We start from the raw sequence: 23,714 nt of genomic DNA, 5'->3' as shown, positions 1-23,714 counted from the left end.
AGGATACCCGTGGACGTTTACTCAAATTGAAGATTATATAAATGACTGAATCTTTTGCTCAACTCTTTGAAGAGTTTCTAAACGAAACAGAATTCCAACAAGGTACTATCGTTAAAGGTACTGTTGTTGCTATCGAAAACGGCTATGTACTTGTTGATGCAGGTCTAAAATCTGAATCTACTATCCCTGCTGAACAATTCAAAAACGCTGCTGGCGAACTTGAAGTTGAAGTTGGTTCTGAAGTAGATGTTGCTCTAGACGCTGTGGAAGATGGTTTCGGTGAAACTCAACTTTCTCGTGAGAAAGCAAAACGTCACGAAGCTTGGATCGTTCTTGAGAAAGCTTACGAAGAAGCTGAAACTGTTGTTGGTATCATCAACGGTAAAGTGAAAGGCGGTTTCACTGTTGAACTTAACGGTATCCGTGCATTCCTACCTGGTTCTCTTGTTGATGTTCGTCCTATTCGTGACACAACTCACCTAGAAAACAAAGAGCTAGAGTTCAAAGTAATCAAGCTTGACCAGAAACGTAACAACGTTGTTGTTTCACGTCGTGCTGTTATCGAATCTGAAAACAGTGTTGAACGTGAACAGCTTCTTGAAACGCTTCAAGAAGGTACTGAAGTTAAAGGTATCGTTAAGAACCTTACAGACTACGGTGCATTCGTGGACCTTGGTGGTGTTGACGGTCTTCTACATATCACTGATATGGCTTGGAAACGCGTTAAGCATCCATCTGAGATCGTTAATGTTGGTGACGAAATCAATGTTAAAGTTCTTAAGTTCGACCGTGAGCGCACTCGCGTATCACTAGGTCTTAAGCAGCTTGGTGAAGATCCATGGGTAGCTATCGCAGCTCGTTACCCAGAAGGTCACAAACTAACTGGTCGCGTTACTAACCTTACTGATTACGGTTGTTTCGTTGAAATTGAAGAAGGCGTTGAAGGTCTTGTTCACGTTTCAGAAATGGATTGGACTAACAAGAACATCCACCCATCTAAAGTTGTTAATGTTGGCGACGAAGTTGAGGTTATGGTTCTTGATATCGACGAAGAACGTCGTCGTATCTCTCTAGGTCTGAAACAGTGTAAAGCTAACCCTTGGCAAGAGTTTGCAGAAACTCAAGCTAAAGGTGACAAAGTTACTGGTAAGATCAAATCTATCACTGACTTTGGTATCTTCATCGGTCTTGAAGGCGGCATCGACGGTCTAGTTCACCTATCTGACATCTCTTGGAATGCTCCAGGCGAAGAAGCAGTACGTGAATACAAGAAAGGCGACGAAATCTCTGCAGTTGTTCTAGCTGTAGATGCAGATCGTGAGCGCATTTCTCTAGGCGTTAAGCAAATGGAAAATGACCCATTCAATGCTTACGTTGCTGACAACAAGAAAGGCACTCTAGTTAACGGTACAATTACTGCTGTTGACGCTAAAGGTGCTAACATTGAACTTGCTGAAGGCGTTGAAGGTTACATCCGTGTATCTGAACTGTCTCGCGAGCGCATTGAAGATGCAAGCACGATCCTTAACGTTGGTGACAGCATCGAAGCGAAATTTACTGGTGTAGACCGTAAAAACCGCGTCGTTAACCTGTCTATCAAAGCTAAAGACGAAGCTGACGAGCAAGAAGCAATGGCTACATTGAACACTAAGCAGGATGATACTGCTGGTTTCGGTAACGCTATGGCTGATGCTTTCAAAGCAGCAAAAAGCGAGTAATCGACTTTTGTGAAAGGGGGAGCCGTGTAGGCTCCCTTTTTTTGTCTACAATCTAGTATTAATTCCTATTATAACGACATATTTGCATGTTTTTTACACACGTTTTTGTAGTGGTTGTGTAAACTGGATCAAAGATTGATTAACGGAACGGCAGCTTTATCGACATTTGTTATCAAGTGTTTGTTGGAATTGGTATTACTGACTATAATGAGTTTGAATAACTCAATGAGGGAAACTATGACTAAGTCTGAATTGATCGAAAGACTTTGTGCTGAAAAAACACATCTATCAGCCAAAGAAATTGAAGATGCGGTGAAAGACATTCTTGAACATATGGCATCTACGTTGGAAGGTGGAGAACGCATCGAAATTCGTGGTTTCGGTAGTTTCTCTTTGCATTATCGTGAGCCTCGTGTCGGACGTAATCCGAAAACTGGCGAAAAAGTGGAATTGGAAGGAAAGTACGTTCCCCATTTTAAGCCAGGGAAAGAGTTGCGTGAGCGTGTGAACGAAAGTCTCTGATAACACATCTTATTTCTATAAAGCGGCATGCCATTAAGCGTGCCGCTTTTTTATAGAATGAATGTACATTAAGCGTGGTTTGCAAGCGCATTTTCCTGCATAATCAGGGGAAGCAGATTCTTGGACTGGTGATACATGATGAAAATTATAAAAGGTTTATTGATTCTGGTTTTATTCCTAGTTGCTCTAGCAATAGGTGCACAAAACCAAGCAGTGGTCACATTCAATTACTTGTTGGCACAAGGACAGTTTCACCTTTCTACGTTACTTGGCAGCGTTTTTATTGTGGGTTTTTTATTGGCGTGGGGGATTTGTCTTGCTTTTCATTTCAAATCTAAAGTGACTATACGCAAACTGAATAAGCAACTCAAAAAACATACGGCCAACAACGATGTTTCTAATGAAAACTGATTTAATCGTATAAGGCTGTTTTTTAATGTTAGAAATACTGTTCTTGTTATTACCAATTGCAGCCGCATATGGTTGGTATATGGGGCACCGCAGTGCTCAGCAAGACAAACAGAAACAATCACATCAAATATCTCGTCAATATGTAACGGGGTTGAACCTTCTATTGTCTGATCAATCAGACAAAGCGGTTGATCATTTCATCGAATTGCTTCAGGTGGATAACGATACGGTCGATACTCATCTTGCGCTCGGTAATTTGTTTCGTTCTCGTGGCGAGGTTGATCGCGCTATTCGCATTCACCAAAACTTAATCTCCCGTACCGGATTGACGATTGAGCAAAAAAATATCGCGCTGCAACAACTCGCTAAAGACTATATGGTATCGGGTTTTTTAGATCGTGCAGAGCGTATTTTTGAACAGTTAGTCGATGAGCCAGAACACCGAGAGTCTGCATTACAGCAGTTAACGGCTATCTATCAACAAACACGAGAATGGCATAAAGCGATTGACTGCGCGCAAGCCCTCGTGAAAGCAGGCCGAACCAAAATGAAACGCAGTATTGCGCATTTTTGGTGTGAAATCGCGATGCAAGAGAAGTCTGATGGGCATCATGACAAAGCAATTCAATTTTTCAAACGCGCTTTACAGGTTGATCCGAATTGTGTCCGTGCGACGATGTCATTGGGTAAACTTCATCTTGAGTATGAAGAGTACCAGCGTACAGCTGAGTATATGAGTAAGGTTTTAGAGCAAGATATCTATTTTGTTGGTGAAGTATTGCCTATTATTGCTGATTGTTATCATCACCTTGGGCAAGAGCATGAGTTAGTGCAATTCTTACGAGCATGTATCGCCAATAAAGCAGGTGTGTCCGCGGAATTGATGTTGGCTCAGATGGTCGCTAAGCACGACGGTACTGCGTCTGCACAAGAGCTACTCACACGCCAATTAGTTGTAAACCCCACGATGAAGGGCTTCTATCGTCTGATTGACTATCACATTGCAGAAGCCGAAGAGGGAAGAGCCAAGTCAAGTTTGCTGACATTGCAAAAATTGGTGGGTGAGCAACTTAAAGCAAAACCCCATTATCGCTGTAAGCAATGTGGTTTTGCAACACACTCACTATATTGGCATTGCCCATCTTGTAAAAGTTGGGGCACCATTAAACCGATTCGTGGTTTAGACGGAGAGTAAATAATTGTACCGTGTTGTTTTTTGGGGCAATTGTATAAAAAATAAATAATGCAGCCTGAGAGCTGCATTTTGTTTGTATAAAAAAGGAGTATAAATGAACGATTCAAAAGTCATTGTTGCATTGGATTATGAACAACAAGCTGATGCTATGGCGTTTGTCGATAAGATTGACCCTAATAGCTGCCGTCTAAAAGTTGGCAAAGAAATGTTCACCTTATTCGGCCCTCAGTTTGTCACGGCGTTACATCAACGTGGCTTTTCTGTTTTTTTGGATCTGAAATTTCATGATATTCCTAATACGTGTTCTAAAGCAGTTCGAGCGGCGGCCGAGTTAGGTGTATGGATGGTGAATGTTCATGCGAGTGGCGGAGAGCGTATGATGACAGCTTCAAGAGAGATTCTTGAGTCCTATGGAAAGGATCGCCCAATGCTCATTGGCGTCACTGTTCTAACGAGTATGGAGCAAAGTGATCTAAATGCGATTGGTATTAACGTTGATCCCGCGGCACAGGTGAAACGCTTAGCGACACTGACTCAAAATGCTGGCCTTGATGGCGTGGTATGTTCAGCACAAGAAGCGCCTATGCTCAATTCTGAGCTTGGGCAATCGTTTAAGCTAGTTACGCCAGGGATTCGTCCTGAAGGTTCAGCAGCAGGTGACCAGCGACGTATTATGACACCTAACCAAGCCATTGAAGCGGGGTCGGATTATCTTGTGATTGGTCGTCCAATTACACAAGCGGTTGATCCTAGCGCAGTGCTTGCGAGTATTAACGCTGGTTTGTAATCTTATTCGATAATATTAATGATGAATGAAACATAAAAAGGTCAGCGTTAGCTGACCTTTTTATGTTTACGGTAAAACAGGTGTCGTCGGAATTACTCCCAACTTGGCGTGCCGCTATGGAAGCGCAATTCGTCATCAGGCGTTTGGATTAAATCTGCTTCGACCCGGCCTATATAGGCAATACGGTCATTGATATTGGTACCGGCAATTTGCTTAGCAAGTGCGAGATAATCTTGGTAGTGTCGCGCTTCAGAGCGCAGCAATGAGCCGTAAAAGCGCGCTAAGTCATTATCAAGTAATGGCGCTAAACGTGCAAAGCGTTCGCAGGAACGCGCTTCGATATAAGCACCGATAATTAACTTATCAATGAGCGCCTCTGGCTCATAAGTTCTCATATGTGAAAGCATACCTTTTGCGTAACGGCTAGCTGGAATCGATTCGTAGGATATATCTCGAACCGTCATGATTTCTAGCACTTGATAAAAATGGTGTAGCTCTTCTTTAATCAGTAGAACCATTTTATCAATGAGCTCTTGGCTATAAGGTGAGTTTGATTTTGCGAAGATACGCTTAGAGATTTGGCTTTTATCTTTCAATGTCTCTAATGAACCAATACCACGATATACGAAGTCTTCATAAGGCTTAAACCATTCTAATAACGAATGTTGGCTGTCTTGATCAACCGCATACTTACGAATGAGATACATAGCAGATTGTCCCGCTTTCAGTTCGCACATCAGATGATCAAGCAGCAGCAGGCGTAGGTTCTTGGGTTTACACGCTTCATCTAGCCAAGCTTGAGGCGTAGGACAAGATAGAAAGTGCTGGATAGGGGATAGTAATTCATTGATCGTGTCTTGCTTCATCATAAAATTCATCAGGGTGTACATCAAAAAGGGCCGTTTTCACGACCCTTTTATTCAAATAGTGGTATTTAGTGAGTAGTTTACCATTTTTTCTTCTCACCGAAGAGGGCTTCCATATCACTATCATGTTCATTCGACTCGACGTGCTGGGTTAAGTCTGCCTCGTGTTTCGATTGGCGACTTTGTTCGAGCTCGTTAAACATCTGCTGTAGTTTTTCTCGTGCTTGAGTCGAGTAACTGTCATTTTTTGAACTTAAAACATCCAAGCCCTTACGCAGTAGCTGCATGGCAGTACCAGGCTGTCCACGAACAACTGAATCATTCGCACGTTTAATCACATTTTCTATATTGATACGAACTTGAATACTTTCTAGACGCGCGTTTTCAGCCACAAAAGTCTGAGTATCCAGTCGACCTTTATTGTGTTCACTACGCACCGTATCGCGCAAGCGCTTCGTCAGCTTTAACATCACCAGTGCTTGTTTATCACTGCTTGGTACTTTAAAGGGCGTACTTTCACCACCAGGATGGTTTGTTTTCAAGTTTTCGATTTGACTGCGCATGTTTTCAACACGCTGTTGCGTGTTTTTGTCTTTAGGATCAAGCTCATGCATGGCTTCTAATGCATCAAGAATGCGCACGTTCAAACATACCAATAACTCTTTGCTGAACGGCAAGTGATGCGCGTTACCAATCAGATCTTCTGTTGCATCGATAATTGCAATGTATTTTGATGCTTCTTGCTTTTTGGTCGATTCCAAGCGAACTTTGTATTGGAGCATAATGTTATACCCCAGAACCAATACCAGTAAAATAGCAACAAGACCGATAATTAAACCAATATTCATAAAATCCAAGTCTTCATTCATTTTAAGCGGCTAACGAACTAAGGATACACTATCTATCCTTACCAAGCACTACGTTGACAAGTTTATCTTTTTGGAACGCCTATTTGACAGTGATTATATGCCAATGAATGTTGAGTTTGGGTGAAACTTGGTATTTTTTCCATAGAAAGATGAAAAACTTTAAGGTTACTTGTCACAAATCCTTGTTTAGACGTTGAAATCGGGACATAACAAGGCATAACTTTTCAAGTTATAGGCAGATGTTGCATCGGTCAGAGGGAAGCATGGATACGTTCATAAAGCTAAAGTAACGAGCGTATATTGTCGAATGCTGAACGTGAGCAATTGTTTTAAAATATCGTCTTAGCCAAAAACTCAGTACTAGCTCGCTAAAGTCTGCGTTACTAGCACTGATATCCCCTCTACGCTGATTAGCTAAACAAGCTTTTTGCGTCGACGTAAGGCAAACCAAAGCTGTCGGCGACGTGCTGGCAAGTGACATGACCTTCGCATATATTTAACCCTTGCATGAGTCCTTTATCTTCAAGTAAGGCTTGTTTGTAGCCTAGGTTAGCAATCTTAATGATATAAGGTAGCGTGGCATTGTTTAGTGCCATCGTAGCTGTTCTGGCGACAGCGCCTGGCATGTTTGCAACGCAATAATGAATAATATCTTGTTCAATAAAGGTGGGCGCATCGTGGGTTGTGGAGTGTGACGTTGCAAAGCAGCCACCTTGATCAATCGCAACATCGACTAATACCGTACGTGGTTTCATAATAGACAAGTGTTCTTTGGTCACTAATTTAGGTGCTTGGGCTCCTGGGATTAATACCGCGCCAATCACTAAGTCGGCTTGGCAAAGCTGTTGTTCTATCGTTTCTTGTGTGGCAAAGAGCAATTGCACTTTGCCAGTAAACTCTTGATCGAGCCGACGTAGCACCTCAATATTACTATCGATTAAAGTGACGTTTGCTCGCATTCCTATCGCGATACGGGCGGCGCTAGAACCCACGACGCCACCGCCTAATATTAGTACGTTTGCAGGAGGCACGCCGGGTACCCCTCCAAGTAAGATTCCTTGCCCACCTTGTGATTTTTCCAGTATATGTGCGCCTGCTTGTACGGACATTCGGCCTGCAACCTCTGACATTGGTGCTAATAGTGGCAGTCGACCCATATAATCTGTTACAGTCTCGTACGCAATGCAGATAGCTTTGCTCTTGATAAGTGCTTCAGTTTGTGGAAAATCTGGAGCTAGGTGTAAATAAGTAAATAATATTTGCCCCTTCCTTAACATGCGGCGCTCTTTTTCGAGAGGTTCTTTAACCTTGATGATCATATCTGCTTGTGCGAAAACCTCCTTGGCAGTAGGAAGAATGGAAGCGCCTGCAGCGATGTAGTCACGGTCTGAAATGCCAATACCGAAACCCGCGTTGGTTTCAAGGACAACTTGATGCCCATGGGTGATTAACTCTTTGGCACTTGCTGGCGTTAAGCCAACACGGTATTCATGGTTTTTGATTTCTTTGGGGACGCCAATGATCATTTAAGTACCTCGCTAAGCTAGGATGTTAATGATAATGTTGGTAGTGAGGGAATATAACGAATTTAACACTAGTATAGTTGCTGGTTGTTTATATTTAATGCTAAATATGAGTAATGTATAACACATATATTTGCAAGGAAGTAAAAAGGTGGAATAAAAAATGGTAGACAACTATAAAAAGCCGTCAAAGGATTTAGATCGTATTGATCGTAATATACTCAATGAGTTACAGAAAGATGGCCGTATTTCTAACGTTGAACTATCTAAGCGTGTTGGGCTTTCCCCAACTCCGTGTTTGGAACGTGTTCGTCGGTTAGAGCGTCAAGGATACATCACAGGATATACTGCGTTGTTGAATCCGCAGTACCTTGACGCGTCTTTGTTGGTATTTGTTGAAATCACTTTAAATCGCGGTGCTCCTGATGTATTCGAACAATTTAATACAGCAGTACAAAAATTAGATGATATTCAAGAGTGTCATTTAGTCTCTGGTGATTTTGATTACCTATTAAAAACGCGTGTGTCGGATATGAGTGCTTATCGTAAGTTGCTTGGCGATACGCTACTGCGTTTACCTGGTGTTAACGACACGCGTACCTATGTTGTAATGGAAGAAGTAAAACAAACCAATCATTTGGTGATCAAAACTCGGTAATCAGAGTTTTGTTAAATATTGTCACTTCTTGCCACATTCTGACTTTACCTAATTGGGTTTTTGACGTGATTGTGGTTAAATCTTGCAACAAACCGAGCGGCCTTGTGCCGCTCGGACTGTTTTCACGTCTATCATGTAAGTATAGTATTTCCTATATTGGCAAAAGTCATATCAAGTTGGTGTATGTTCAGAGAACACAAGAATAAAGTGGCAACCATAATCAAAACAGGCGATGACTCGCCGATTTTTCGCTTGAATGGTGTCGAACGATTAAAAGAATGTGGCCTCATCTTAGCCGTATTGGCTTCGGTGTTGTTGGCTGTGTCCCTATTTACCTTTAATCCAGCCGATCCCTCTTGGTCGCAGACTGCATGGGGTTCTGATATCCACAATGCAGGTGGTCTACTAGGGGCTTGGGTGGCGGATACGCTATTTTTCATATTTGGCTCGTTGGCGTATACCATCCCTTTTTTATGCACTTTGGGTGCTTGGGTGGTATTGCGTAAACGTTCATCTGATGAAGAAATCGACTTTACCTTATGGGGAACACGTTTGTTGGGGGTGGTGGTATTAATCCTGACCAGCTGTGCTCTGGCTGATATCAACTTTGATGATCTCTGGTATTTCTCGTCTGGTGGTGTCATCGGTGATGTTATTACCAGTTTATCGCTTCCCACGCTTAATGTTTTAGGAACCACTTTGGCGATGTTATTTCTATGGGGGGCTGGTTTTACGCTTCTGACGGGGATTTCTTGGCTACGTATTGTTGAAGGGTTAGGGGAGTCGAGTATTCGTGCTTTCCATTGGCTGTTGAGTCGTATTCGTAAAGAGAAAGACGAATTAGTGACGCCTGATCTTAATACGCCATTTATTGCTGATGAAGAGATGGCGACAAACAATGTCTCTGTAGACTCTGGCGCAAAAGCAGAAGAAGTGGTTACCGCTCCAGAGAAACGCTCAGAAGATCAGGGGGATCCTTTATTTTCAGCACCGCCTGAATCTGAACCTGAACCTGAGTATTATGTGTCTGAGCCGGTAGAAGAGCCAGTAGAACGCCGTTTTAATATTCATATGCCGCAGGCGCAGCAGTATCGTGCTCCGGAGCCGAGCTATAATGAGTATGAAGATGATGCGACAGAAGAAGGCATTTCACGGAGTCATCAATTAGATGCCACGATTGAATCGTTAGATGAAGATGCTCGTAATCATAATGATTACGCCGCTGAGACATTTGATGAGCCGTATTGGCGTCCACAGGAAGAGTTAATCGATGTTTCATCCACTGATGATGAGCCTCAGCCATCGATTTCTAACTTCGATGCTGTTGAAGAGGAACTATCGGATGTCTCGTTTGAGGTCGCCGCTGAACCGGAGCCTGAACCTGAACCAGTCACGACGTACGCCGAAACTCTAAATAACGCAGAACCTGACGTTGACGATTATGAAGATGATGAGTCGCAAGCTGGTGAAAGTGTGGATGACGATGTACAAGCATTCCAAAGTTTAGTGTCAGATGCGCAAGCCAATATGGCCGGCAAACAAAACCCATTTTTGGTCAACCAAGAAGAAAAACTGCCCGTACCTGAAGAACCAATGCCGACCTTCGATCTGCTTTATCATCCTGAAAAGCGTGATAACTTTATCGATAGAGATGCGTTGGAAGACATTGCGCGTTTAGTCGAATCGAAATTAGCAGATTATAAAATCAAAGCTAAAGTCGTCGATATTTTCCCTGGACCTGTCATTACTCGCTTTGAATTAGACTTAGCGCCTGGCGTGAAAGTCAGTCGTATTTCGAATTTGGCCACGGATTTAGCCCGTTCATTGTCAGCAATGGCGGTGCGAGTCGTTGAAGTGATTCCGGGTAAACCTTATGTTGGTCTAGAGCTGCCTAATATTACGCGTCAGACTGTGTATCTTTCGGATGTCATTAGTAGTGATGAGTTCCAAGAGTCTAAATCACCGACGGCTGTTGTGCTCGGACAGGATATTGCTGGTGACGCTGTGATTGCGGATTTAGCGAAAATGCCTCACGTACTTGTTGCAGGTACGACAGGTTCTGGTAAATCAGTCGGTGTCAATGTAATGATTCTGAGTATGTTATATAAGGCGACCCCAGAAGATATACGCTTTATCATGATTGACCCGAAAATGCTTGAGCTATCGATTTATGAAGGCATTCCTCACTTATTGTCTGAAGTTGTGACCGACATGAAAGATGCTTCAAATGCGTTGCGTTGGTGTGTGGGGGAAATGGAACGCCGTTATAAATTGATGTCTGCCTTGGGCGTACGTAATGTTAAGGGCTTTAACCAGAAACTAAAAATGGCCGCTGATGCGGGTCACCCAATTCATGATCCTTTATGGCAACCCGGTGACAGTATGGATGCAGAAGCACCACTACTAGAGAAGTTACCGTTTATCGTCGTGGTTGTTGATGAGTTTGCTGATTTAATGATGGTGGTGGGTAAGAAAGTGGAAGAGCTAATTGCGCGTCTTGCTCAAAAAGCACGTGCAGCTGGCATTCACTTAATCTTGGCTACGCAGCGCCCATCTGTTGATGTGATTACTGGCCTGATTAAAGCCAACATTCCAGCTCGTGTTGCCTTTACAGTATCAACAAAAACCGATTCACGAACTATCTTGGATCAAGGCGGAGCAGAATCATTGCTCGGTATGGGAGACATGCTTTACTTGCCAGCAGGCTCGAGTCACGCCGTGCGTGTGCATGGTGCTTTCGCATCCGATGAAGATGTGCATGCGGTTGTAAATAACTGGAAAGCACGCGGTAAGCCAAATTATATTGAAGAAATTACATCTGGTGACCAAGGTCCAGAAGCGATGCTACCGGGTGAGAAAAGTGACACGGACGAAGAAACGGATCCACTTTTTGATCAGGTGGTGGAACATGTTGTGCAAAGCCGTCGAGGCTCTGTCTCTGGCGTGCAACGTCGCTTTAAAATTGGTTATAACCGCGCAGCTCGGATTATTGAGCAATTACAAGCCCAAGGTATTGTCAGCGCTCCTGGACATAACGGTAACCGTGAAGTGTTAGCGCCTGCGCCACCACGTGAATAATGCATAGATTCACGTCATAACATCACGTGTCATAAAAAAATAGCGTACCTATTGGTACGCTATTTTTGTATCAATGTTTTGTATCAATGCTTAATAAGATTAGTGAGATTGCTTAACGCCTTGAGAAAGGGTTACGAGAGCAAATGCCACTAAATTACCCGCAAAAATAATCACTAACCATTGGGGCATAGAGAGAGATAAAAACTGCCAGACAATGTCACCACAATCGCCATAGACTTTAAACATCCAAGGCATCCAATGATTGAGGGGTAGCCAATCTGGTAGGGTTACGAACATATCACAGGTCGTGAAAGGAGATGGGTCGAATTGTATTTTTACATGCTCTAGCGCTAACATGATTCCCTTAAGCGCACATGCCCCCCATACCAGTAAACCTACCCAACGGAACAGAGGATGGTTAGGTGCCAAAGCACCAATAATCGCGCCCCCACCAATACCTAGCATGGCGATACGCTCATAGATACACATCACACAAGGGCCTAACCCGAGTACGTGCTGAAAGAACAGCGCACAGGCTTCAAAAAACACCACAAATAACAATAAAAGTATCCAAGGCAGACGTTGCCGAGAAATGTTATTCAAAAAGGAAAAAATGGTCACGGTTTATATTCCTTACGACAAACAAAAAAGCTCTGACATATCAGAGCTTCTTATACTGAATGAGTTCCCTATAGTAGGCAACTTTTAATGACTTGTCCCTGATTGACTGGTCAAAACTTCAGAGTGATGTGAGATCCAGCCCATGTCGTAAAAGTAATGGGTCATCGGGTCAAGGAAAAAGACGATACCACATAATCCGACTAATGCTAAAACAAGCGTATAAGGCAATGCCATCCATACCATACGTCCATAGGATAAACGAATTAATGGGGCTAAAGCCGATGTTAACAAGAACAGGAAGGCGGCTTGCCCATTCGGTGTCGCGACGGATGGTAAGTTCGTCCCTGTGTTGATAGCGACAGCTAGCATTGCGAATTGGTCTGTATTGATAATGCCATGCATCAGTGCTGCTTTAACTTCATTGATGTAAACAGTACCGACGAATACATTATCAGATACCATAGAAAGAAGACCATTCGCGACATAGAATAGCGCTAACTGTGTACCGTTATCTTCAATGTGCAATACCCAATCAATGATTGGCGTAAACAAGTGCTGATCAATGATAACGGCGACAACCGAGAAAAAAACGGCCAGTAAAGCAGTAAACGGCATCGCTTCTTCGAACGCTTTACCCAGTGAGTGCTCTTCGATAACACCAGTAAATGCAGTTGCCATAATGATGACTGATAGGCCAATTAACCCGACTGCGGCTAAGTGCAACGCTAACCCAAGAATTAACCAAACCGCAATAGCGCCTTGAATCCACAATTTAGCCACATCTTGTTTGGTACGATTCTCACGTTCTTGCTGGTTAAAATCGACAAGGATTTGACGAACATTGGCTGGAAGTGGGGAGCCGTAGCCAAACGCTTTGAATTTTTCTACCAGAATGCAGGTGATAATACCGGCAATAAACACGGGAACGGTGACAGGTGCCATACGCAAAATAAACTCACCAAATAGCCAACCTGCTTTATCTGCAATGATTAGGTTCTGTGGTTCACCAACCATCGTCGTTACGCCACCAAGCGCAGTACCGATTCCGGCATGCATAAGTAGAGAGCGTAAAAACCCACGATATTGTTCTAAATCGTCTCGAGTTAACTCACTTAAGTGTTCGTCTTTGGTATGGTCATGATTGGAATGAAAACTTTGTCCAGACGCCACCTTGTGATAAATCGAATAAAAACCCACCGCGACACTAATAATCACTGCAATCACGGTCAGCGCGTCTAAGAATGCAGACAGTAGGGCTGCAGCGACACAAAATGCGACTGATAGCGCTACTTTTGAGCGAATGGTTAAGAGAATTTTCGTAAATATAAACAGCAATAGTTGTTTCATGAAGTAGATGCCCGCGACCATGAAAATCAGCAGTAGCAATACCTCAATGTTATTAACGAGTTCGTGTTTAACTTGTTCAGGACTGGTCATCCCGATAATAATCGCTTCAATCGCTAATAGACCACCTGGTTGTAGTGGGTAACACTTTAGCGCCATAGCAAGGGTGAAAATAAACTCCACAACGAGGAGCCAACCTGCAGCAAAGGGACTAACGAGGAAAAAGACGAAAGGATTAATAATGAGAAACGCGACAATGGCAAGTTTGTACCAGTCGGGAGCTTTGCCAAGAAAATTCTTGATAAACGCTTGTCCTAAAGTGGTTGGCATGATAATAACTCTTATCTTTAATGTGTATAGACGCGGTATACCTATCTATTCAACAGCTTTGTCGTTTGAAAAGAAATAATCACAGTGTGTTTAAGCATGCTTAGTTTGGGCATGATAGCCACTTAAAGTGCGAGCTTGCTTATCGACTTCAGCTTTTTAGTAGACAACGAGAAACCGCAACTGTCTTTTAAGCAGTGCTAAAAGATGGCGCTTTTTCCTAGCACTGCGCCGGCTAAGCCCTAAGCATAGCAAATTGAAAAACATCCTCTTCATTTAGTTCACTATTTAAAACACAAGTACACAATGTTTACTAAAGAATGTTTACTGAGTATGCTTGCAAGGCTTAACTATCATGAGCATATCACAACCACCTTATGCTCTTCAGTAAAACTATTGACCAATCAAAACCCTTGTATTTGATATGGATTTTTTTTGTTTTCATTACTAAGGTGTGAGTGATCTCTTATTTGGGTGTTGTTTTATTGTTTTTTGTGTCATTACTTGCTCATCATTTGTCGACCGTGAAATGTTTTGAAACATAAAACCTTCGAGTGTTTTGTGACAATATCTAACCGAAATCGTTGAGTTGTTAATCGTTATTCAAAATGATGTAAGAATTTCATTACTTTCTTGAAGATGGTTTTCGACTCATGACGTATGGTGGTATGATGAGTCCTATTAGACCCATAAATAAAAAACTGGAAAAGTACTTAATGGTCATTAAGGCAAAGAGCCCAGCAGGTTTTGCGGAAAAATACATTATTGAGAGTATCTGGAACGGCCGTTTTGCCCCAGGCTCTATTTTACCCGCCGAGCGAGAGCTTTCTGAGCTAATTGGTGTAACACGTACGACTTTGCGTGAAGTATTACAGCGTTTAGCACGTGATGGTTGGTTGACTATTCAGCATGGTAAACCCACCAAGGTGAATCAGTTTATGGAGACGTCAGGACTGCATATCCTTGATACGTTGATGACATTAGATGCTGATAACGCGACGTCGATCGTTGAAGATTTACTCGCAGCACGTACTAATATTAGTCCAATTTTTATGCGTTACGCTTTTAAGGTTAATCCGCAAAATTCACAGCGTACGATAGAAAATGTGATTGAATCGTGCGAGTCGTTATTGAATGCACCTTCGTGGGATGAGTTTATTGCACATTCTCCCTTTTCGGACAAAATTTTACAGACCGTCAAGCCAGACGTCGATTGCGATGAAACAACGCGTGAAATGCACCTAGTGGCGAAAACGTTTAATTTTTATGATTACATGTTATTCCAACGGTTAGCGTTTCACTCTGGTAACCAAATTTATGGTTTGATCTTTAATGGGTTAAAAAAACTGTATGACCGAATTGGTAGTTATTACTTTTCTAGCCCTGAGAGCCGCCATTTAGCTTTGCAGTTTTATCGTGATCTGCTGACGATTTGTGCGAGCGGTAACAGTGAACAGCTCCCGAACACCATTCGCCAATACGGCTTAGACAGCGCGCATCTTTGGAATGAAATGAAAAAAACGTTACCTTCTAGTTTCACGGAAGATGATAGTTAACGAGATAAGATGTGGGCGTATGTCTGCGTAGAAAGCAAAAAACCCTGATACTGATATCAGGGTTTTTTTATGTTTCATTATAAGTCTTGGCTACGGCCACCAGCGGCTTTAAACCATGTTGTCAGGTGTCTCTTTAAATCTTTGAGTTCATCAGGCCCAATCAGAGCTAACCCTAAGTCTTCCGCTCGGGTAATGTCATTGTGGCGCAATGGACGAAAGCTGACCAGCATGGCACGGGCTTGTAAGCCTCCGAGGAGATCGCGTAATGATTCTAGCTTGTATAAAGTGTCATCACCATCATCGCGCATACCTTTCGTTTTGCATTCGATAATATGCAGCTTATTATTGACCACGCTGGCGATATCTAATTCATTGCGAATTTCACGATCGCCTCGTTGACGATACACTTGCACATTGAGTGAACGATCTTGAATGGTTGGCATATCGTCTTGGATTTGTCGTACCGTGCTATGTACTAACGTTTCTAGCCATTCGCCGTTTGAAAAGCGGCGCGCGTCTTCATTTAAGAACGTTAAAAGACCATTTTCGTATGTGGCAATTTGTGCGCCGACGAGGTCTTGTAATAAAATATCCAGCTCTCTATAACCTTGCTGTTTCTCAGAAAGCTCAACATCCAATCTTTGCTCTTTACGACATGTCGTTGCTAAGTAATTTAAGGTGGCAAGTCCTGGGCCCAGTTCAAGAGCATGGCTTGCCCAGCGCTCACCGAGTTCATACAGCTTACGATCTAATTGAGGAGAGACTGGATGCTCAGTAAATTCACCACGCGCCCCAAAAATAGTCAAATAATCTGAGATTGTAATATGATCTTGAACTTGTCTGTCTTTATTTTCATCAGGGTATAGCCAGCAGAGCAAATCACTATTGGGTTCAACCACGAAAATTGGCCAGTGATATGAACGGAAAACTTCGTAAACCGCAAGCAGACGGTGCCTTGCACCACAGCTCGCATTAAGGCAGACATCAGCGTCGCGAGATTTTAAGTCGATGGCCAACTTACGAGTACTGTTTTTGATGTCAGTAATATTGGTGCCTGGTGGAATCATAAAAAATTCTGTTTTAATCCCACGATTGTTGAGAACGGTTTCTAAACGTTCATAAATAGCGATCTGCTCACTATCACCAACAAATACCATTTGGGAACACTCAATTCTATCATCGAGTAATGGTGTGATCAGGCGAATTGGATCCTGATCGATAATGCCAACATGAATATTCATTAATGTACTTATCCTCATGTACGGCTTGCAAACGAATGAAATAAAGGGGTGAGCGCAAGCTGTAAAAATGACCAAAAAAGTATCACTTAGTAGACCGACAAGAGCAGGTTGTGACGTTCTCTGCTCTTCATTGTGATAACAGCTAAGTGAATTGTTGAATTACGGGACGAATGCTTAGTATCTTTGTGATACCAATATAAATCATAACCTAAAAGGTTAGACAGCCGTATTGATATTAGTTCATCTTTCGTGAAGTAAATGATCAATTCTTGTCAGTAATCGAAGCGGGATAGGGTTTTTTATTGAGCTTTATGGACCCATGTCGCATACTCATAATTATTTACTAACTCTCTCATTTACTTGGAGTCTACTCATGGCTGAAGAAACCATTTTTAGCAAAATCGTACGTAAAGAAATCGCGTCGGACATTTTATATCAAGATGAATTGGTGACGGCATTTCGTGATATCACCCCAAGAGCGCCAAGCCATATTCTAATCATTCCGAATAAATTAATCCCAACAGTCAATGATGTTGAGGAAGAAGACGAATTAGCGCTTGGACGTATGTTCACGGTCGCAAAGAAAATTGCCGAACAAGAAGGGATTGATGCCGATGGTTATCGCCTGATTGTTAATACGAATGCGTATGGCGGACAAGAAGTCTATCACATTCATATGCATTTATTAGGTGGTCGACCACTCGGCCCGCTTTTAATGAGTTAAGTCTATTGGCTTGAATGCTTATGACCTGTTGTTATTGTGCTAACGGCGCTGTTATCAGAAGGATGTATTAGTGAACCACTATCGACGCTATGTAATGTTAGGCCTTACTACCTTACTTTTAAATGGCTGCGCCTCTTTTAGTGCGGGTAATTTGTTTAGTCATTACAGTGCGCAAAATAGTGATATGTATGATGCGGTGGCTTCTGGTCGTTACGCTGATGCTGCTGAAGACCTCAGTGATGATGTTATCGCTGGTGGGATTTTAGATAATATGGAACGCGGACGCGTATACTGGTTAGCTCAACGCTATCCGCAAAGCATGCAAGCATTTGATGCCTCTGATAACGCCGTACAAACCTTACAGAACAAGGCGACAGTATCGCTCAGTGAAACCGCAGCCTCTGTTGGTGCGCTTGCCGCTAACGATAACCTGAGTACGTATACACCTCCTGATTATGAGTTAGGTTTTTTGCATTTGTACCTTGGGTTAAATTATCTACAGAAAAACAACGTAGAAGATGCGGTCGTGGAAATGCGCCGGGCGAATGCAGTACAAAAAAAAGCCCGAGAGCAACGTGAAAAAGAGCTCAATGCTGCGCAAGATAAAATGTCTTCGGAAGGTATCTCGCCCAATTTAGGGTCGGTATTAGCGCATTATCCCAATGCAGGAAAAACGCTTGATGCGGTGCAAAATGGCTATTTATTTTTATTGTCAGGATTACTGTATGAGACACAAGGCAACCTCAATGATGCGTATGTGGATTATCGCCGAGCATTAGCGGTGGCTCCAAATAACCCAACTGTCATTCAAGCGACATTACGAGTGGCAAAAGCATTGGGTATGAGGCAAGATTTTAACCAATTAAAGACTCGTTACGGTAAGCCGACTATACTGGGTGACAAGCAAAGCCGCGTTATTGTAATAGATGAACAAGGGGTTGTTGATGCATTACAAGGGTGGCAATTGTCGCTACCTTTGTATGATAGCCAAGGGCATATGGCACTGTATTCGGTAGCGTTACCTCACTATAGCGAAAAAAATCATCCTCAGTTAGCGCCTTTAATGATCAATGGGCATTCTCGACAAGTTGCACCATTGATCGATGTTAACCAAATGGCGGTTTACAATTTGAATGAACGAATGCCAGTTCTTCTATTGCGCCAAGCGATTCGTGTATTAGCGAAAAACGAATTGCGCAAGGAGTTGGCAAAGCAAGATCAAATTGGTGGCTTAGTCATGAATATTTGGAATACATTAACAGAGCAGCCAGACACGAGAAGTTGGATGACACTCCCAGCGAAAGTTGGAACGATAAGCCGAATAGTTCCGGCTGGGGAACAAACGTTGACGGTTGCAGGTCATCATTACCGGTTTAATATAGCGGCAGGGAATACGGTGCTTGTGTGGATGTCTCGGCAGGGGCAACAAGCAACATTGTGGCATAAACAATTAGGACAATTAGAATGAAATTAGCATTAATCGCACTGCTTACTGTTACCAGTTTAGCTGGGTGTGCAACGAATACCTCTGGGTTGCAAATTGATGGCGAGCGACAAAGAGTTATCTTTGGGCAATCGGCTTTAGATGACGCGTTTAAAGTGACTGACATTGCCACCGTGAAAGTACATAGTCATATGCGTGGTTCGGTGACGTTAGTCAATCAAACGACACATGATCAGTCGGTGCAATATCGTTTTTATTGGTATGATCGTCAAGGACTAGAAGTCAATATTCAGCCTTCTGCTTGGAAACAGCAGATAGTACATGGCGGCGAAAAAGTCAGTCTTTCTGAAGTATCAATCAGCCCACAAGGGCAACAATTCCGTTTACAAATTCGAGAAAATAACCAATAAATTGACTCATTTGAGGATGAAGAACTATGAAAAAACAGATATGGGTGGCACTAGGACTCGCGGTCATGCTAAGCGGCTGTTCAAATACCGTGAGCTATGGTGATGCACAAGGCGTAGAAACGGTTAACGTCGACTTTGGTTCGACAGACTTACAAAAAATTGCGGCAGATATGGTCGATAGCATGATGAGCTCTGGCTCAGTGGCTATGCTCACGAAAGGCCAGCGCCCAATCGTATTTGTTGAAAGTATCAAAAATAAAACCAGTGAACATATTGATACAGAATCAATTACCGATACTATCAGTACGAAAATGTTGAACTCAGGTAAATTCCGTTTCGTGGATATGAACCGAGTGGATGCAGTACGTAAACAGCTACAGTTCCAAAACGATGATCAATTAGTTGATCAGCGCTCTGCGGTTAAGTTTGGTAAAATGGTCGGGGCGCAATATATGCTCTATGGCAACTTATCCAGCATTGTCAAAAATGGTTCCGATGTGAAAGACGTGTATTACAAAATGACGATGCGTTTAATGGACTTAAAAACGGGCTTGATCGAATGGGCTGATGAAACTGAAATCCGTAAAGATGAGAAGAAAAGCTTCTTTGGTTTGTAATACTTTTGTTGATTAGCGGAGGCGTATCATGGCAAAAATAGCTTGGACTGATGCGTGCCAGTTAGATGAGTCATTACGCTCACTTGAGCAGTTTTTTAATGCTGCGCCCGAGTATGCACAGACATTGGCTGGTGGCTTAACCAATCGTTGTTGGAAGATTGATATGCCAGGTCAGGGAAGCTTTGTATGGCGACCTATTTCGTCGCTCACGCAAGCTTTTGCTATTTCACGCTTCCAAGAATACCAGATCCTCAAAGCGCTTGAACCAGAGCCGTTTGTCCCGCAAGCGGCTTATCTTAATAATCAAGGATTACTGGTAGAGTGGCTTGATGGTGAATTAGTCTCAGAAGATGAAAATATAGCTACCGTGCTAAAATGTATGGTGAATATTCATCATGTTGATCCACAACGTGTGCCCGTCGCTCCTTTCCATTACACCGCGCGTATCGATCATTATTGGCGACAACTCTCTGCTGATTTAAAAGACGATGCATTACTTAAACTCTACACACAGTGGCGCGATGTGCCTATTTTGCCTCACGTTGATCTCACGTTATGCCATTTTGATTTAGGGTTTTATAACCTGATTAAGCAAAACGAAGGAATCGTGGTGATTGATTGGGAATACGCCTGTATTGCTGACCCACGTTTAGATTTGGCATTAATGATTGGTATGGCGGACGTTAATCTACCGACGACGGTCGCTCATTACTGTCAATTACGCAATATCATCGATGTAGATAGTTGGATTAATAGCGTCAAAATATGGCAGCCACGGACACAGTTATTAGCTTTGTTATGGTATCTGTTAGCGTTTCAAATTCGTGGAGACGTTCATTATAAGCAACAAGCCCAACAGCTCAAAGCAAGGTTATGTTGCTAAGATCACGGTTTATCTAGTGGATTAATTTAGGCTAGGCGCAGATGACATTAAATTATAAGGAGCGCCGTTGGTATGATTCTTTATTTACATGGCTTTGATTCGACAAGCCCTGGTAACCATGAAAAAGTCTTGCAGCTTAAGTTTATCGATGATGATGTACGATTCTTAAGTTACAGTACGCTTCACCCTAAACATGATATGCAACATCTTCTAAATGAAGTGCAAAAAGCTATTGAAACTAGTGATGATCAACAGGCGTTGATCTGTGGGGTCGGGCTAGGGGCGTATTGGGCTGAGCGAGTGGGTTACTTATGCGGCATAAAACAAGTGTTATTTAATCCCAACCTCCACCCTGAATACACGTTAAGCAATAAGATAGAACGTCCAGAAGCCTTTGAAGACATCGCGACCAAATGTTTGCCTGATTATCGGCAGCGTAATCAAGCTCAGTGTTTAGTGATTCTTTCGCGACACGATGATGTGTTGGATAGTGTGGAGAGCGCAGCAGAGCTTTCGCCTTATTACTCGATTATTTGGGATGAAAATCAAGGGCATAAATTCGCCAAAATCAGTCCTCATCTGCAAACGATGAAAGCCTTTAAAGCGGCTTAGTTATCTCGACATAAATGCGGCGACCGTTGTTTCGTCGCTTTTTTTTTAGAGGCTCATTCACCATGAAATAGGTGTGATTCTTTGGTTGCATGGGCTGAGTTGACCTTTATAATAGCCAAAAAACAATGATAAAAATAAAATTTATTTCAAGTTAGCGTGAAACTAAAGTAAAAACCAATGTCTAAGAAAGCCTAGTACGCACTTACCCCAACACCATCGTGAATAGTTTGTTTCTTTAGGCTGTGAAAGCCTCGTATTCAATCAGAATTCCTTTGGTTCGATACAATCGGGCCAAATCATGATTATTCACTTTTATTTTGAGGATCTTTGTTGTGACACGCATAATTGTTGTAGGCGGCGGCGCTGGTGGTCTTGAACTCGTAACCAAACTTGGCCGTACGTTAGGCCGAAAAAAACGAGCGCAAGTCACCCTTGTTGATCGCAAGTCCAGTCACTTGTGGAAACCTTTATTACATGAAGTAGCTACAGGTTCGATGGATGAAGGGGTCGATGCGTTAAGCTATCGTGCCCATGCCCGTAATCACCACTTCGATTTCCAGTTGGGAAGCTTAGATAATATTGATCGCGAGAGTAAGAAAATTTCGTTAGCGGAAGTTCGTGATGACGATGGCGAATTGTTAATCGCTAAACGCGAACTTGAGTACGATATCTTAGTTATGGCGATTGGCTCAACGTCGAACGACTTTAATACCCCAGGTGTTCGTGACCACTGTATTTTTCTTGATAGTCCTGATCAAGCGCATCGTTTCCGTACTCATATGAATAATGAGTTTCTAAAACTGCATGCCAATGAAGGGCATGGAGAAGTGGATATCGCCATTGTTGGTGGCGGCGCGACGGGCGTTGAACTCTCTGCTGAGTTACATAATGCGGTCAAAGAGCTCAAAAATTATGGATTTGGCGAACTGGATTCTAGCAAATTAAATGTTAATTTAGTTGAAGCTGGAGAACGTATTTTACCGGCGTTGCCTCCACGTATTTCGGCCGCAGCCCATCAAGAGCTAACTAAGCTGGGTGTGAATGTGCGTACCGCAACAATGGTAACACAAGCCGACAGTGATGGCCTCACAACCAAAGAAGGTGAAAAAATTCACGCACACATTATGGTTTGGGCGGCAGGGATTAAAGGTCCTGACTTTATGAAAGATATCGCAGGACTAGAAACCAACCGTATTAATCAGTTGGTTGTAAAAGATACTTTGCAAACCACACGCGATGAAAACATTTTCGCGATTGGTGATTTGGCGCAGTGCACACAACCAGACGGTAAGTTCGTTCCGCCACGCGCGCAAGCGGCGCATCAAATGTCGACACAAGCATATAAAAATATTGTGGCGAAGATAAACGGTAGGGAGATGAAAGGCTATATCTATAAAGATCATGGCTCATTAGTATCACTGAGCCGCTTTTCAACGGTCGGTAGCCTGATGGGGAACCTCACTAAAGGTTCCATGATGGTCGAAGGGCGCATTGCGCGCATGGTGTATATTTCTCTGTACCGAATGCACCAAGTTGCGCTGCATGGCGTCATCAAAACTGGCTTAATGATGTTGGTTGGCCGCATTAACCGAGTATTACGTCCTAACTTGAAGCTGCATTAAGCGAAGCTCAAGCAAGCCGAAGTAAAATAAAAAACAGCGCGTTGGCGCTGTTTTTTTTACTTAACGTGTATGGCAGAACGTTATAATGAGCGTTAAGGGATCACAGCATATACCGCACCATCTCTAGGTCGGTTGCGATCAATAAATCGATTGCGGGCGATCACTTCAAACTGTGCTCCACATCGCTTGGCTAAGTGATGACTTGGCGTATTGTTTGGATCGCACACAATTTCTAAGCGCGTCAGCCTAAGTTTGGCAAAAGAGAACTCGATTAATGCGCTGAGCGCCTCTTTACCATATCCCTGTTGTTGATGTTCATCGGCAATCCAATAGCCAAGACTTGCCATATTGAATGTAGGATAAAACTCATTGAGAGCAACCATACCGATGAACTCCTGGGTGTGTTTATGGTATACGCCAAAACCATAAGCCTCCGATTTAACCCAATTGAGCCGCGTTGCGGTAATAAATCGCTCGGCTTCGTCTTCTGAAAAACCAGCATGACACCAATCAATCCATTGATGCAGAGAAGGCGAGCGGCGGATACACTGCGCAAGTAAAGGCCCCTCATCGGCAGCAATAAGCTTTAACATTAAGCGTTGAGTGACGATATTAAAATCGGGAACCATACTCTTTACCCTACGATTAGGCTCGCGTTCTCATATCATCTGTAGTGATGTCATCGG

At 42.9% G+C, this 23,714-nt stretch carries 22 protein-coding genes; 15 read left to right on the top strand and 7 right to left on the bottom strand.

The features are described 5' to 3' along the window. Positions 1–41 precede the first annotated feature (41 nt). The 5 genes from rpsA to pyrF all read left to right on the top strand — a co-directional run bounded on the left by rpsA (position 42) and on the right by pyrF (position 4,633). A complete protein-coding gene (gene rpsA / locus OCU30_RS07680; RefSeq protein ID WP_077312515.1) occupies positions 42–1,718 on the top strand; it encodes a 30S ribosomal protein S1 in 1,677 nt (558 codons plus the stop codon). 237 nt (positions 1,719–1,955) lie between these two features. Beyond that, positions 1,956–2,240: an integration host factor subunit beta gene (ihfB, locus tag OCU30_RS07675; RefSeq protein WP_077312516.1), complete on the top strand. Its 285-nt coding sequence runs from the start codon at positions 1,956–1,958 to the stop codon at positions 2,238–2,240. A 138-nt stretch (positions 2,241–2,378) separates the two neighbouring features. Then, positions 2,379–2,651 (top strand): LapA family protein, encoded by a 273-nt coding sequence (locus tag OCU30_RS07670; protein ID WP_077313643.1) that lies wholly within the window; start codon positions 2,379–2,381, stop codon positions 2,649–2,651. Between the two features lie 25 nt (positions 2,652–2,676). Continuing rightward, positions 2,677–3,846, top strand: a complete 1,170-nt coding sequence (gene lapB, locus OCU30_RS07665; protein WP_077312518.1) for a lipopolysaccharide assembly protein LapB — start codon at positions 2,677–2,679, stop codon at positions 3,844–3,846. A 94-nt stretch (positions 3,847–3,940) separates the two neighbouring features. After that, entirely contained in the window at positions 3,941–4,633 is a 693-nt protein-coding gene (gene pyrF, locus OCU30_RS07660) for an orotidine-5'-phosphate decarboxylase (RefSeq protein ID WP_077312520.1), read from the top strand. Positions 4,634–4,725: 92 nt separating this feature from the next. Here the strand turns inward: pyrF and miaE are convergent, their stop codons facing one another. The 3 genes from miaE to ald form a co-directional block, all read right to left on the bottom strand. Next, positions 4,726–5,502, bottom strand: a complete 777-nt coding sequence (miaE, locus tag OCU30_RS07655; protein ID WP_077312522.1) for a tRNA isopentenyl-2-thiomethyl-A-37 hydroxylase MiaE — start codon at positions 5,500–5,502, stop codon at positions 4,726–4,728. Positions 5,503–5,579: 77 nt separating this feature from the next. Further along, positions 5,580–6,347 (bottom strand): DNA repair protein, encoded by a 768-nt coding sequence (locus OCU30_RS07650; protein ID WP_077313644.1) that lies wholly within the window; start codon positions 6,345–6,347, stop codon positions 5,580–5,582. 431 nt (positions 6,348–6,778) lie between these two features. Then, on the bottom strand, positions 6,779–7,894 hold the full coding sequence (gene ald / locus OCU30_RS07645) for an alanine dehydrogenase (protein ID WP_077312524.1): 1,116 nt from the start codon (positions 7,892–7,894) through the stop codon (positions 6,779–6,781). Between the two features lie 160 nt (positions 7,895–8,054). Here ald and lrp point away from each other — a divergent pair, with 160 nt between their 5' ends. Both lrp and OCU30_RS07635 read left to right on the top strand, forming a co-directional pair. Next, entirely contained in the window at positions 8,055–8,549 is a 495-nt protein-coding gene (lrp, locus tag OCU30_RS07640; protein WP_077312526.1) for a leucine-responsive transcriptional regulator Lrp, read from the top strand. A gap of 183 nt (positions 8,550–8,732) precedes the next feature. Then, positions 8,733–11,627 carry a DNA translocase FtsK gene (locus tag OCU30_RS07635; protein WP_077312528.1) on the top strand — a complete coding sequence of 965 codons (2,895 nt, stop codon included), beginning with the start codon at positions 8,733–8,735 and terminating at the stop codon, positions 11,625–11,627. 99 nt (positions 11,628–11,726) lie between these two features. Here the strand turns inward: OCU30_RS07635 and dsbB are convergent, their stop codons facing one another. Together dsbB and nhaB are read right to left on the bottom strand one after the other, a co-directional pair. Next, positions 11,727–12,248, bottom strand: coding sequence for a disulfide bond formation protein DsbB (gene dsbB, locus OCU30_RS07630; RefSeq protein WP_077312530.1), 522 nt, complete (start codon positions 12,246–12,248; stop codon positions 11,727–11,729). An 84-nt stretch (positions 12,249–12,332) separates the two neighbouring features. Continuing rightward, a complete protein-coding gene (nhaB, locus tag OCU30_RS07625) occupies positions 12,333–13,922 on the bottom strand; it encodes a Na(+)/H(+) antiporter NhaB (protein ID WP_077312532.1) in 1,590 nt (529 codons plus the stop codon). A gap of 713 nt (positions 13,923–14,635) precedes the next feature. Between nhaB and fadR the strand changes: the two genes are divergently transcribed. After that, the gene (fadR, locus tag OCU30_RS07620; protein WP_077312534.1) at positions 14,636–15,475 is read left to right on the top strand and encodes a fatty acid metabolism transcriptional regulator FadR; all 840 of its coding nucleotides are present in this window, start codon (positions 14,636–14,638) and stop codon (positions 15,473–15,475) included. Between the two features lie 77 nt (positions 15,476–15,552). Here the strand turns inward: fadR and OCU30_RS07615 are convergent, their stop codons facing one another. Further along, a complete protein-coding gene (locus OCU30_RS07615) occupies positions 15,553–16,716 on the bottom strand; it encodes a DUF1887 family protein (RefSeq protein WP_077312536.1) in 1,164 nt (387 codons plus the stop codon). Between the two features lie 373 nt (positions 16,717–17,089). On the opposite strand from OCU30_RS07615, the gene hinT reads away from it, so the two are divergent. From hinT to OCU30_RS07580, 7 genes are all read left to right on the top strand, one after another. Next, a complete protein-coding gene (gene hinT / locus OCU30_RS07610) occupies positions 17,090–17,440 on the top strand; it encodes a purine nucleoside phosphoramidase (RefSeq protein WP_077312538.1) in 351 nt (116 codons plus the stop codon). A 94-nt stretch (positions 17,441–17,534) separates the two neighbouring features. Further along, a complete protein-coding gene (locus tag OCU30_RS07605; RefSeq protein ID WP_077312540.1) occupies positions 17,535–18,908 on the top strand; it encodes a COG3014 family protein in 1,374 nt (457 codons plus the stop codon). Continuing rightward, the gene (locus OCU30_RS07600; RefSeq protein WP_077312542.1) at positions 18,905–19,294 is read left to right on the top strand and encodes a YcfL family putative periplasmic lipoprotein; all 390 of its coding nucleotides are present in this window, start codon (positions 18,905–18,907) and stop codon (positions 19,292–19,294) included. Before OCU30_RS07605 ends, OCU30_RS07600 begins: the two co-directional genes overlap by 4 nt. Positions 19,295–19,320: 26 nt before the next feature. Then, complete coding sequence (gene lpoB, locus OCU30_RS07595) at positions 19,321–19,911, top strand: penicillin-binding protein activator LpoB (protein ID WP_077312544.1); 591 nt, start codon at positions 19,321–19,323, stop codon at positions 19,909–19,911. A gap of 28 nt (positions 19,912–19,939) precedes the next feature. Beyond that, complete coding sequence (locus tag OCU30_RS07590) at positions 19,940–20,794, top strand: phosphotransferase (protein WP_077312546.1); 855 nt, start codon at positions 19,940–19,942, stop codon at positions 20,792–20,794. 72 nt (positions 20,795–20,866) lie between these two features. Then, a complete protein-coding gene (gene ycfP / locus OCU30_RS07585) occupies positions 20,867–21,406 on the top strand; it encodes an alpha/beta hydrolase YcfP (protein WP_077312548.1) in 540 nt (179 codons plus the stop codon). 332 nt (positions 21,407–21,738) lie between these two features. Continuing rightward, complete coding sequence (locus OCU30_RS07580; RefSeq protein WP_077312550.1) at positions 21,739–23,028, top strand: NAD(P)/FAD-dependent oxidoreductase; 1,290 nt, start codon at positions 21,739–21,741, stop codon at positions 23,026–23,028. A gap of 92 nt (positions 23,029–23,120) precedes the next feature. Here OCU30_RS07580 and OCU30_RS07575 read toward each other — a convergent pair whose 3' ends face one another. Continuing rightward, the gene (locus OCU30_RS07575) at positions 23,121–23,657 is read right to left on the bottom strand and encodes a GNAT family N-acetyltransferase (RefSeq protein ID WP_077312552.1); all 537 of its coding nucleotides are present in this window, start codon (positions 23,655–23,657) and stop codon (positions 23,121–23,123) included. Positions 23,658–23,714: the final 57 nt, after the last annotated feature.

It is taken from the genome of Vibrio palustris (assembly GCF_024346995.1).
GTDB classification, from domain to species: Bacteria; Pseudomonadota; Gammaproteobacteria; order Enterobacterales; family Vibrionaceae; genus Vibrio; species Vibrio palustris.
Note: the sequence above shows the minus strand (reverse complement) of the source record. Positions and strands in the feature narration are given on the sequence as shown.